The organism is Kriegella aquimaris (assembly GCF_900103215.1).
GTDB lineage: Bacteria > Bacteroidota > Bacteroidia > Flavobacteriales > Flavobacteriaceae > Kriegella > Kriegella aquimaris.
On the sequence record NZ_FNGV01000005.1, the window covers coordinates 60353 to 72644 of the forward strand.

Below are 12292 nucleotides of genomic sequence, written 5' to 3' on the forward strand. Positions count from 1 at the left end.
AAATTTTGTACGTGTAAATGAAAATGTATTTCTTCAAGGAGAGGTGCATATAGGTAATCATGTTATGATTGCACCAAATGTGGCTATATATAGTAAAACCCATTTACATCATGATATCAACATTCCCATGGTTTTGTCGGGTGAAACACCAACAAAACGGGTCACGATAGGAAACGATGTTTGGATTGGTATCAATGCCGTGATATTGCCCGGGATTACTATCGGGAATGGAGCTATAATTGGTGCCAACGCCGTGGTCACCAAAGATGTGTCGGCCTATTCCATTGTGGGTGGAGTACCAGCTAAGTTTATTCGAAATAGAGATTAATGTCAGTCATCAGTACAATATCGAAATGGTCAAAGCAAAATTACGTAATACTTCTATTGCCGATATGTATATTTAATCTTCTTTACTTTGGTTTTTTCTATGAAAAGGAATATCGAGAGGTTTCCATTCGTACCGAGATTAACTGTGCCCAATCCACCGAAGTATGGTACGTTTACAAAGAAAAATTCTCGGAAAAGCGTTTTTTCTCAGATAGGAAGGAGATTGGCCCGAACAAGGATTATTCCTACCAGTTTCAAATTGCTTCTAAAAATGAAATTGAATATATAGGTCTTTATTGGAAGACAGAACAGAAATCGTTCCTTCGAATTAAATCCTATGCTTTTACTGTGGACGGAAATTGGCTAACAGAAAAAAAACATAGAAATGTCTTAGAATATGTAAGCGTTGGGAGCGAAACTACGGAGGGCGAACAAGGCGTTAAGGTACAATCGAAAAAGGGTGGGTCGAACTGGATAATGTTGAACACCACGGAGAGCTTGAATAAGAAAAGACATAGCAAGGTGCGTCATTTCATTCCTGTTTGGGCGAACATATTTATTCTAATCATTACAGTGGTATTCTTATTGCTAAACCCCAAAAAAGAATATTTTGCCATTTCAAGAGTGACATCAATAAACGGAACTAAAGTTTTAAAAATCATATTTTCTATATGGGTATTTATAATGCCTTTTTGGACTATGATTTCCCATGTATTAATGGCCCTGACAGTTGTAGTGACTACGTACTTAGAGATTAAGGCAAAGAAGCAAGAATCTCTTCTCAAAGTGTTTAAGAATAACTATCTCTTTTATTCGTTCTATGCATGGCTACTAATTTCCTCCATCGTAACAGATAGTCCGTCTACTACGATGAAAGTTGCATTGGATTATAGTTATTTTATATTATTACCCGTCGCCTTCGGTCATATAAATAAAGAGAAACTCCTAAAAGTATTTGAATTCTTTGAAAAAGGTGTTTTGATTTATTTTTTTCTTTTGAGTGTATATGTTATCAACAACTATATAAAAATTGTTCCAGAAGGGTCTTTTTTTAATTTTGTCGAGGCTTGTGTAGAGCGATTTTGGCATACTAGTTATTTGAGTCTTCTTCTTTTACTCCTTTTTATAAAAAACCTTGAAACGCCATTAAGAAATGGCTTTTTTCAGTTCGCATTTTATCCAATGGCACTCTTTTTTATGTTTATGGTAAATGCGAGAATGCCTTTTATGGTTGGTATATTATTGCTGGTAATTAAAGTGGTATTAATCTTGAATACCAGGAGAAGGAAATTTACATTGGTAGTTTTGGCGCTATTGTCTATAGCCGCCATTACCTTTTATTTTTCAGTTGGAAAAAACAATGTTCACAATATAACTTCCAAAGGAACCAGTACCGAGGCCCGAATTTCCTTATGGAAAGCAAGTACGAATCAGATTGAGAAACATTATCTATTCGGGGTAGGTCATGAAAGTACCCAAGAAGCTATTGGACAGGCATTAGAAAAAAATGCAAATACTAGGTTTAGAAACTATAATGCACATAATCAATTTTTAGAAACGGCTTTGGGCAATGGTGTCTTGGCACTTTTACTGTTAGTTGCTATGTTGGTGCGTTTTTTGCGAAAGGGAGGCCCCTATGCGTTTTGTTTCGCAATCAGTTTTGCGTTTCTCTTTATGGTAGAATCGTACCTGAACAGACAGGCAGGAATGATTATTTTTACATTCTGGTATTGCTTTTTTTTTAAAACGGATGTGAAACGGCATTAAATAGGCCAATAGATTTTCTATAAAGTCAATTTGGGCTGCACATTTCCAGATTGCTAAAAACTACAATGTTTTTCGATCGAAAGCCCCATTTGATTAGATTTAAAAAGGATTACCTTACTTTTGTCCATCAATCGATATTACTTAGAAAGTATGGAGCATGACTTCCAGAAAATCAATAACAAAAAAATCTATGCATTTACATCTAAAGACCAGTTCTTGGATTTTATACAAGGCAAAAAAAGCATATTGATTGCTTTAAATGCGGAAAAGCTTAATAGATCTGATCCTGAATTAGACGATTTAATTAATTCCAATATCGGTTACCCTGATGGTATTGGAGCGGTTTGGGCCCTAAGGCGAAGAGGTTTGGACGCTACCAAAATTGCTGGTGCCGAATTTTGGCTTGATATTATTGAGAAGTACCATCATGAAAAATCGTTTTACCTTATAGGTGCGGCGCAGGAGGTAATAGACATGACTGTTACCAAGTTAAAGACCGAATTTCCCCAATTGGACATTAAAGGCTATAGGAATGGTTTTCTCAAAAAGGAAGATACGGATTTGTTATTAAGTGATTTTGCCAGAAAAAAACCCGATATAATTTTTGTTGCTATGGGCAGTCCAAAACAGGAATTTCTAATGGCTGAGTTTATGAAAAGTTACCCTGCTCTCTATATGGGCTTGGGAGGTAGTTTTGATGTATACTCGGGAACAAAAAAAAGAGCCCCTCGTGTTTTTATCAGTTTGGGGCTTGAGTGGTTATATCGACTTTTGAAGGAGCCCACAAGAATAGGCCGGCAGTTAAATTTAGTAAAGTTCTTTTTTAAAATTATCTTTGATAGAATGTAAAATCATTTTATAGCATTTGTTTTTTCTCGAAACCGCCATATCAATTTTCATAGGAGCATTTCTCCTAACCTATTTGACAATTCCTAAAATTATCAAAATAGTCGAATACAAGCGCCTAATGGATAACCCCAACCAGCGGAGCTCGCATAGTTCGAGAACGCCCACCTTGGGAGGCATTGCATTTTTTTATACCCTCATATTTGCGCTGTTCTTTATACGTGGCCGCGACGTTTTTGATGAGGCCATGTACATTATTCCAGGCCTTACCATACTCTTCATAGTAGGGTTGAAAGACGATTTAGTAGTCATTTCCCCTGGGGCAAAACTACTATCGCAAGTTTTTGCCATTGCTTTTATTTTGACTAACCCCAGTTTTACTATTCATTCGTTGAACGGGTTTTTGAATATTAGTGAAATACCGTATTATCTCTATCTTATTATTGGAGGTTTTATGATGCTGACCATTATAAATTCGTATAATTTGATTGATGGTATCGACGGGCTGGCTTCTGTTGTGGGTATTGTGATCATGGTTATTTATACCACCATCTTTTACTTAACGGAGGAGTACTTTTTTGCGTTGTTAAGTATAACGCTAAATGCTAGTTTGATGGCTTTTTTAGGGTTTAACCTCTCCTCTGATAAAAAGATTTTTATGGGCGACACCGGTTCGCTTATTGTGGGCTTTATTATTAGTATTTTGACCATTAAGTTTTTAGCATTGAGGCCTGATTCTTATACCGAATTACCCTTTTTATTGGAGAATGCTCCCTTGATTGCCATTAGTATTTTGATTGTCCCGCTGTTTGATACGGCTCGGGTTTTTGCTATTCGGATCGCGAATAATAAGGCGCCTTTTTCGCCTGATCGGAACCATACACACCACGTGCTCATTGATTATTGGGGACTGACCCATAAACAGGCTAGTTTTATTATAGGTTGCTTTAATTTGTTGTTTGTTATGCTTTTTATCGTTTTGGGCAGTAAAGCACGAAATTTGGGCATGGTCATCATGTTGGTGTCGGTAGTTGTTGCACTTGGGTATATTTTCTTTAAGTACAACTACAGTTTTGCAACCCTAAAGCAAAAGATTATGTTGCGGAGAAAGGTTGATAAAATAAAGGGTAAAGTGGAAGAGGTAAACGGGAAGAAGAAAAAGAAGAATTTGAGTGACCAGGCACAAAACAAAGAAGAGGTAGAATGAAGAAAGTTCTTATAACAGGCGCAGCAGGGTTTTTAGGATCACATTTATGTGATAGGTTTATAAAAGAAGGGTTTTATGTTATTGCCATGGACAACCTTATCACAGGAAATATCAAGAACATAGAACATCTTTTTCCTCTGAAGGAGTTTGAATTCCATCACCACGATGTCACAAAATTTGTGCATTTACCCGGAAAATTGGACTATATATTGCATTTTGCCTCTCCGGCAAGCCCTATTGACTATTTGAAAATCCCTATTGAGACCCTGAAAGTCGGGTCTTTGGGTACTTTAAACTTATTGGGTCTTGCCAAGGAAAAGAAATCGAGGATTTTAGTAGCTTCCACTTCGGAGGTATATGGCGACCCATTGGTACACCCTCAAAACGAGGAGTATTATGGCAATGTGAGCCCGATTGGCCCACGCGGAGTTTATGACGAAGCCAAACGTTTTATGGAATCGATAACTATGGCCTATCACCGTTTTCATGGGGTAGATACACGCATCGTTCGTATTTTTAATACGTATGGGTCACGTATGCGCCTAAATGATGGCCGCGTAGTGCCTGCATTTATGGGACAAGCATTACGAGGAGAAGACCTTACCGTTTTTGGTGACGGTTCCCAAACACGTTCTTTCTGCTACATAGACGATCAAGTGGAGGGTATTTATCGCTTATTAATGAGTGATTACACAAACCCTGTGAACATTGGTAATCCGCACGAGACTACTATTTTGGAGTTTGCCCAAGAGATTATAATGTTAACGGGCACCGAACAAAAAATTGTTTTTAAGCCTTTGCCAAAAGATGACCCATTACAGCGACAGCCCGATATTGCTAAGGCTAAGGAAATATTAGGGTGGGAGCCCAAGGTAGGTAGAGCTGAAGGGCTGAAAATAGTTTTCGATTACTTCAAATCCCTTTCCCCCGAAGAATTACAAAAAAAGAAGCATAGGGATTTTTCAGGTACGGTATAGATAATTCCATGGCAAGCCGTATTTTTGACCAAATTTGAAAAAAAATGAATATCCTTATACTTGGCTCAGGTGGCCGCGAACATGCATTTGCCTGGAAATTGAACCAAAGCCCTAAAATTAATAAGCTGTTCGTTGCGCCGGGTAATGCGGGCACCGCAGAAATTGCAAAAAATATACCGATTGGAGTAAATGACTTTGATGCCATTAAGAAATTCATTTTGATCGAAAATATCGACATGGTAGTTGTCGGCCCCGAAGACCCATTGGTCAATGGGGTGCACGATTTTTTTCTTAATGACGATGAAATCGATCATGTTTCGGTTATCGGGCCCCAAAAGGCAGCAGCAACATTGGAAGGAAGTAAGCAGTTTGCCAAAGAATTTATGTTTAGACATCAAATTCCCACGGCTGCTTATGAAAGTTTTACTTCAGAAAGTCTTGAAAAGGGCTTTTCGTTTCTAGAGACGCTTACCCCTCCATATGTGCTGAAAGCCGATGGTTTGGCTGCTGGTAAGGGCGTTTTGATTTTGAACGATTTACAAGAAGCTAAGAAAGAATTGAAATCAATGTTGGTAGATGCTAAATTCGGTAATGCCGGTGCCACGGTTGTAATCGAGGAATTTTTGTCGGGTATAGAACTGAGTGTTTTTGTATTGACCGATGGAAAAGGCTATAAAGTACTGCCTACCGCAAAAGATTACAAACGTATAGGTGAAGGAGACACAGGGCTGAACACAGGTGGTATGGGTGCTATCTCCCCTGTTCCTTTTGCAGATAAGGAGTTTATGGACAAAGTACATGAACGAATTGTAAAGCCAACTGTAGAAGGGCTTAAAATGGATGATTTGCCTTATAAGGGTTTTATCTTTATAGGATTGATTAAAGTTGGTGATGATCCTTTTGTGATAGAGTATAACGTTCGAATGGGTGACCCAGAGACTGAAGTCGTCATCCCTAGAATAGCGAATGACCTCGCTGAAGTTTTTCAAGCTGTTGCCGACCAGACTTTAGATGCTATCGATCTAGAGATCGACGAACGTAGCGCTACCACTATAATGACTGTTTCCGGTGGCTATCCTGGAGTATACGAAAAAGGAAAAGAAATTACCGGATTAGAAAATATTTCAGACTCATTGGTATTTCATGCAGGAACAACGACTGATCAAGGAAAAGTGGTGACCAATGGTGGAAGGGTGATTGCAGTAACTTCTTATGGAAATGAATTCAGGGAAGCATTGGAAAAATCATACCGAAACGTTGAAAAAATCAAATTTGACGGAATTAACTTCCGTACCGATATCGGTTTCGATCTTTAAACCTACTCAACTTCAAAATAAGGACATCTTTAATCGAGATGTCCTAAAATTCTATTTCAAAAGCCCAATGAGATTCTAAAGATAGGAATGAGAAGAAATACTTTTGTCTTCTTCACCATTGTCATTATACTGTTTCAACTGAAGCATCCAGTAAACAAAGGCAACAGCTACAACAATAAATAAGATCCAGTTTACTATGTTGGCCGTCCACCAATTATCCATAAACCGAAAAAAATCATAGGGCGCAAAGAGATAATTCACAAATAAATCTTGTATACCTTCAAAAAATGCTTTCATCTTATAGTATATTTACGTTGCAAAAATATAAAAACCGTAGATGATTTCAAGCGTTTTTGGTAAAACAAAACCAATAAATTACATAATTGTTCTTTCGTTCTTGTTTGTTTTCTACTGGTTCGTACATTTTTTTCTTTTTGAGCGGGTATATTCACCACTTCAACTTCTGCTACAAGCTATTGCATTTCTGCTATTAATGTTTAGTTTTTTCATAGTAAATTTTATTACAAAGCGTAATAAGATTACGGGTACCAATTCTTTTTCATTACTGTTCTATTTCTTGTTAATGTTGGTTTTTCCTAAGACAATAGCTGATAATAACACTATTTTCTGTAGTTTTTCTTTATTGTTGGCTATACGGCGGCTAATTAGCATGAAATCACTGAAAAACGTAAAACTTAAAATTTTTGATGCCTCCATCTGGATTATGGTGTCAAGTCTGTTTTATGATTGGGCTCTATTATTTATGCTTGTGGTGTTTGCTGCGATCTATATCTATGAACCCAAAAACATTCGAAACTGGTTAGTACCGTTCGCTGCCTTGTTTGCGGTATTTATGATATCGTATAGTATTCTAATTTTGGCCGGGTATCCCAATTTTTTAGTAACACATTACAAGTTTAACTTTCAGTTTAATACGACCTATTTTCTTGATTTGGGCAACGGATCGAAGCTTATAATATACGTCTTAATTACTTTTGTAACGGCAGTACTGGCTTTTTTAAAATTAGGCAGTGCGGGCCTTGGAAAAATAGCCTCAATGCGGCTAATAGCTCTTTATTTTATTGTTGGCTTGGTTTTAAAGGTCTTGACTACGACTTCAGATGCATACCCAATTCTGATTACCTTTTTTCCTGCGGTGGTGTTCTTTACGAATTATATCGAGTCGATAAGAAAGGCCAATATCAAAGAGATTGTGCTTATGGCATCAATTGTCATCCCTCTTTTGGTGTTTCTTTTTGAAGTGTCGATAAAATAAATTTAAGGTATCTTCGTAACAAATTTATATTGCCATGTTTAGTGAATTTGCTTACAGAATTTTTGACGAGAGTATCAAGAAGTATCATGAGAAAAATGATGTTTCCCAACCCTTTGAGAACCCTTACCCCATTGACGAAATAGGCCACCTTCTTTATCGTAAAAATTGGATCGACACTGTGCAATGGCATTACGAAGACATCATTCGTGACCCCAATATTGATCCTAGCGAAGCTCTTGTGCTCAAACGAAAAATTGACGCCAGTAATCAAGACAGAACTGATTTGGTAGAATATATTGATAGTTTTTTCCTTAAAAAATACCAATCGGTAGATGTGAAGGAAGAAGCCACGATAAATACCGAGAGTCCGGCTTGGGCTATCGATCGCCTTTCAATTTTGGCTTTAAAGATTTATCATATGGATGAGGAGGCCAATCGAAAAGATGCTTCCGAAGAACACCTGATAAAGTGCAGACAGAAATTAAATGTGCTGTTAGAACAACGAAAAGATCTTTCCTTGGCCATAGACCAATTGCTTAGCGACATCGAATCGGGAAGAAAGTATATGAAGGTCTACAAGCAAATGAAGATGTACAATGACGAGGAATTAAATCCGGTGCTTCGTGGCACTCAATAGAAATTTTTCTGGGAACACAGAAAACTTGGAATTGGATAAAGAAGTCCATATTCTAGTAATACGTTTGTCCGCCATGGGTGACGTTGCGATGGTTGTACCCATTCTCGCTGAAATTGCAAGACGTTATCCTAAGGTTAAAATCACCATGTTGACCAGGGGATTCTTTAAGCCGATGTTCTCCCACATAAGTAATGTGCAGGTATTTGAGGCCGATGTTAAAGGAAAACACAAAGGAGTTTTCGGTCTGTGGAAACTGTATAAAGAGCTTAAGGCGCTTAATATTGACCAAGTCGCTGATTTGCATAACGTGCTTCGCAGCAATATTTTAAAGTTGTATTTTAAAATCGGAAATATACCATTCGTTCAGATTGACAAAGGACGGAAAGAAAAGAAAGCGCTTACCTCGGCAAATAGCAAAATTCTCAAACCATTACGAACCACGCACCAGCGGTATTCTGACGTTTTTTCCCAATTGGGAGTTTCTGTCGATTTGAATGAAGCGGTTAGCTTGCCAAAGCAACCCCTAACCGAAAAGGTATTGGAAGTTGTTGGCCAACCGTCAAAAAAATGGCTGGGCATTGCTCCTTATGCGGCCTTTCCAGGAAAAATGTATCCTTTAGATTTGATGGAACAGGTCGTCTCCCAATTGGATACTTCCAAAAAAACTAAAATCTTGTTTTTTGGTGGTGGTCATAATCAAAGACGGCAGTTCGAAACTTGGGAAAAAAAATTCCAGAATTGTATTAATGTTGCAGGCATTTTTTCCTTCGAAGAGGAATTGGCCCTGATTTCAAATCTCGACCTTATGTTGTCAATGGACAGTGGCAATGCTCATTTGGCCGCAATGTACGGGATACCGACCTTGACATTATGGGGTGTTACCCATCCTTTTGCTGGCTTCGCTCCCATAAGCCAAAATGATAGTAACATGCTACTCTCCGATAGGGATGAATTCCCTTTGATACCAACATCGGTATATGGAAACAAACTTCCGGAAGGGTACGAAAGGTGTATGGCAACCATTACACCTGCAACCGTCATAGCTAAAATTAATACCTTGTTAGGTAAAACAGTGTAATTTTTTTCTATACCGTAATATTTCTAGGTTCCATAGATTTGAGGTATTGTCTTAATTGCGACATATAGCGATATTTACGGGCGCTTGGCGCTGTTTCCACCATTAAGGTACGTATGCCAATATACGAGCTTATCAAATAAACGGCTACACCTTCAGCATCTACGTGCCTATCAATATTCCCGTTGAACTTCCCCTTTTGAAGGGCACCGACTAGATTCACTTCCCATATTTGCATAATGTTGTTTAAATGTTTCATGATTTCCGGGTTACGACCATTGAACTCATTAATAAAGTTGCTCAAAATAAAACCATAGTCCATCTCATTGTGAACAGCTGTTTCAAGTGCATCGTCGAAGCATTCGGTAATAAGATCCAATGTGTTTGAATGACCTTCAATCGGTTCAATAAGCATGCTATATACCTTTCGGGTAAGCAAGTTCTCAATGATTTGGATAAGGAAGTCTTCTTTGGAATCGAAATGATAATAAAAGGCTCCTTTAGAAAGCGATAGCTCTTTTAAAATATCATCGACGCTCGTATTGTAATATCCTTTTTTGTAAAATAACTCTAGGCCGGTAACTTGCATTCGGTTCATGGTGGCCATACGTTTTAGACTCTTGTTCATAAGATTTGGGTTTTGGGTTAAAACAGACCCTGAGGTCCGTAACAAAGAACCCTCGATATGCCAACGCGTTCAATATTTAAAGATGTAATACTTAAGAAAATCGTTAAAATGACGGAATCTCGGTGAACAACATGTTTCTGAAGAGAAGTTACCGACCGACTGGTCAGTTTAAAGGTTTTATTTTTCGGATTAAAAGCAAGTATTTTCCTACAAAGATATACGTAGACCTAAAAAGAAAGGGTATTTTGACCTGAAAATGGAATGTTCAAATAAAGATTCGGTCCTTTTGAGCTAAAACACTACCGTATCAGGCATTCCCTTGCAGTTTCCAATAACGAGATGCGTTTGCCCAAATCAATTTCTAAGGGAAGTTGCGCCAGCCCCAAAAGTCTTCTTATAATTTCAATGGCGGTGAACTTGGCGCACAGTTCATTGTCTAATTTCGCCAAGGTTTTATAATGTGTTAACGCATTGTCAATCAGTTTTTGAGGTTGATCGGCCATTTTCAAATGGGCAATAGTTACCCCGATTTCAAATTCGGGAAATCCGAAAAAGCAGAATTCGGGGTCAATGACTTTGATTCCATTATTTGTTTTTAACCAACTTCCCGGAAAATAATCTCCATGCAAAAGTGTATTGCCATCCGCTAGATAGCGTCTCCCCAGTTCCTCAACTTTTGTCTTCAAGTCATCATCTTTTGAAAATGATGCTCCAATACTCTTTAGCCCAGGAAGTATTTGGTCGAGATCAAGTCCGTTATCACTTAAATAAAGATATTGAAAAATATGTTCATGATTCAAGGCGCGCATCTTTCGATTCCGAATGGGGGCAGTAACCGAATTAGCATCGAAACTTGTATGCAGGGTTGCAACAAATGTAATGATGTCTAACAACTCTTTTTCACCGATTGTTTTACCACTTTTATAAAGAAAAGTGTAATCTGATCCGGCACCTAGGTCTTCCATTGCCATCACACTATTCACTTTATCAAGTCCTATAAGTGTGGGCATCATTTGATTTAATGATGGTTTCGTTCTGATTAGCTCATAGAATTCCGCTTCACGAAGTACCCGTTCTTGAGGCGCTGCAACTTGGGGATATTTTTCCACATAATCACGGCTCTGTTTTATTATAAAAGTACGCTGGCCCGTATCAATACGAAGGGTAAAGTTCATGTTTCCTTCCCCGGGCACTTCCACAGAAGCTATTTGCTCATGTGGTTTTAGCCAACCCTGCTGTTTTAAGTACGGTTGTAATTCGATTATGTCGTTTGATAATTTTTTCATTCGTGCTCTACTTTTATCCGACTATTCACTGGCAACTAGACTAGAAATCAATTTCTGATGATAACCTTCCACAACATCATAACAGTAGGTGATTGGATAGCCATCACCGTTATCGCAAAGTAAATACTGTTTGTAGACAGTATTGTTGTTCTGCTTTACGGTGTCATCAAGATGTATTTCCAAACGGGCATTTAATGGTTCTGAAATAATATCTTCAGGAGCCATAATATAGTGGCTGGCTAAAACGTCAAAGGGATTAAAGCCCTTGGCTCCTTGATCCAACCACTGTTTTAACCAAGGTTCGGAAGCTTCTGCCAGCCATTCATTTTTTATATCCCCATTTTTTAAAGTTTCTACATCTTCTTTTTTTAGCCATACTTTATTTGAAATTTCGAACGGACAGAGTACAACGGGAACCTCGTGTTCAAAAAGAATTCTAAAAGCATCATTGTCTAAATCAAAGTTCAGGTCTTGGGCGTGATTGCCCTGATTTCCGATTTTAAAATAATCGGTGGGTTTTCTGCGTCCCGCGACTAAAACGACTTCTTGTATTTGAGATTTAAGTTCAGGATATTTCAACAGCAACAGCCCAACATTAGTAGCAGGGCCAATCGCCATAATAATCATTTTTTGGTGCTTTAGGGCTTCCGCTAAGGCTTCTACGGCATCATTGGTTGTCACGTTTTGTATGTTAATGCCTTTATCGGCACCTTTATAAACGGGAATTTTATACGACGAAAACTCATCAGCCATTTTTTTTGACAGGCTAAAGGCATTTTCGATAAGGGTATTTCCGAAAATCGCACTGATACCGCAAATATCGATATTATCAGCTTTCATCAGCTGAAGTACGGCGTAGCCATCGTCAACGTCACAATAGCCATCTCTTTTATGTCTTTTCATTCCTACGGAGAGATCGGTATCGATCCAAACCTGTTTTTTGTTCATTG

General features: G+C 38.1%; 12 protein-coding genes and 1 pseudogene. 9 read left to right on the forward strand and 4 right to left on the reverse strand.

Annotated elements, in window-relative coordinates; translation table 11 throughout:
- Positions 1–163: 163 nt before the first annotated feature.
- The 6 genes and pseudogenes from BLS33_RS25415 to purD all read left to right on the forward strand — a co-directional run.
- A pseudogene (locus tag BLS33_RS25415) lies at positions 164–322 on the forward strand (DapH/DapD/GlmU-related protein); the annotation flags it as partial.
- A gap of 5 nt (positions 323–327) precedes the next feature.
- A complete protein-coding gene (locus BLS33_RS11910) occupies positions 328–2094 on the forward strand; it encodes an O-antigen ligase family protein (protein ID WP_089889077.1) in 1767 nt (588 codons plus the stop codon).
- Between the two features lie 150 nt (positions 2095–2244).
- Positions 2245–2943, forward strand: a complete 699-nt coding sequence (locus tag BLS33_RS11915; RefSeq protein ID WP_089889080.1) for a WecB/TagA/CpsF family glycosyltransferase — start codon at positions 2245–2247, stop codon at positions 2941–2943.
- A gap of 118 nt (positions 2944–3061) precedes the next feature.
- Entirely contained in the window at positions 3062–4147 is a 1086-nt protein-coding gene (locus BLS33_RS11920; protein ID WP_245731418.1) for an MraY family glycosyltransferase, read from the forward strand.
- The gene (locus tag BLS33_RS11925) at positions 4144–5124 is read left to right on the forward strand and encodes a UDP-glucuronic acid decarboxylase family protein (protein ID WP_089889085.1); all 981 of its coding nucleotides are present in this window, start codon (positions 4144–4146) and stop codon (positions 5122–5124) included. The genes BLS33_RS11920 and BLS33_RS11925 overlap by 4 nt, the downstream gene beginning before the upstream one ends.
- Before the next feature lie 44 nt (positions 5125–5168).
- On the forward strand, positions 5169–6440 hold the full coding sequence (purD, locus tag BLS33_RS11930) for a phosphoribosylamine--glycine ligase (RefSeq protein WP_089889088.1): 1272 nt from the start codon (positions 5169–5171) through the stop codon (positions 6438–6440).
- Between the two features lie 75 nt (positions 6441–6515).
- On the opposite strand, the gene BLS33_RS11935 is transcribed toward purD, so the two are convergent.
- Complete coding sequence (locus BLS33_RS11935) at positions 6516–6737, reverse strand: DUF6341 family protein (RefSeq protein ID WP_089889091.1); 222 nt, start codon at positions 6735–6737, stop codon at positions 6516–6518.
- Between the two features lie 373 nt (positions 6738–7110).
- Here BLS33_RS11935 and BLS33_RS25170 point away from each other — a divergent pair, with 373 nt between their 5' ends.
- Genes BLS33_RS25170 through BLS33_RS11950 form a run of 3 tightly spaced genes read left to right on the forward strand, consistent with a single transcriptional unit; the run spans position 7111 to position 9431 of the window.
- Positions 7111–7716: a hypothetical protein gene (locus BLS33_RS25170; protein WP_245731420.1), complete on the forward strand. Its 606-nt coding sequence runs from the start codon at positions 7111–7113 to the stop codon at positions 7714–7716.
- 34 nt (positions 7717–7750) lie between these two features.
- Positions 7751–8353, forward strand: coding sequence for a DUF4254 domain-containing protein (locus BLS33_RS11945; RefSeq protein WP_089889096.1), 603 nt, complete (start codon positions 7751–7753; stop codon positions 8351–8353).
- Positions 8340–9431 carry a glycosyltransferase family 9 protein gene (locus tag BLS33_RS11950; RefSeq protein ID WP_317039853.1) on the forward strand — a complete coding sequence of 364 codons (1092 nt, stop codon included), beginning with the start codon at positions 8340–8342 and terminating at the stop codon, positions 9429–9431. Before BLS33_RS11945 ends, BLS33_RS11950 begins: the two co-directional genes overlap by 14 nt.
- 7 nt (positions 9432–9438) lie before the next feature.
- Here the strand turns inward: BLS33_RS11950 and BLS33_RS11955 are convergent, their stop codons facing one another.
- The 3 genes from BLS33_RS11955 to BLS33_RS11965 form a co-directional block, all read right to left on the reverse strand.
- Positions 9439–10056 carry a TetR/AcrR family transcriptional regulator gene (locus BLS33_RS11955; protein ID WP_089889098.1) on the reverse strand — a complete coding sequence of 206 codons (618 nt, stop codon included), beginning with the start codon at positions 10054–10056 and terminating at the stop codon, positions 9439–9441.
- A gap of 299 nt (positions 10057–10355) precedes the next feature.
- Positions 10356–11342: a phosphotransferase gene (locus BLS33_RS11960; RefSeq protein ID WP_089889099.1), complete on the reverse strand. Its 987-nt coding sequence runs from the start codon at positions 11340–11342 to the stop codon at positions 10356–10358.
- A 21-nt stretch (positions 11343–11363) separates the two neighbouring features.
- Entirely contained in the window at positions 11364–12290 is a 927-nt protein-coding gene (locus tag BLS33_RS11965; protein WP_089889101.1) for a nucleoside hydrolase, read from the reverse strand.
- Positions 12291–12292: the final 2 nt, after the last annotated feature.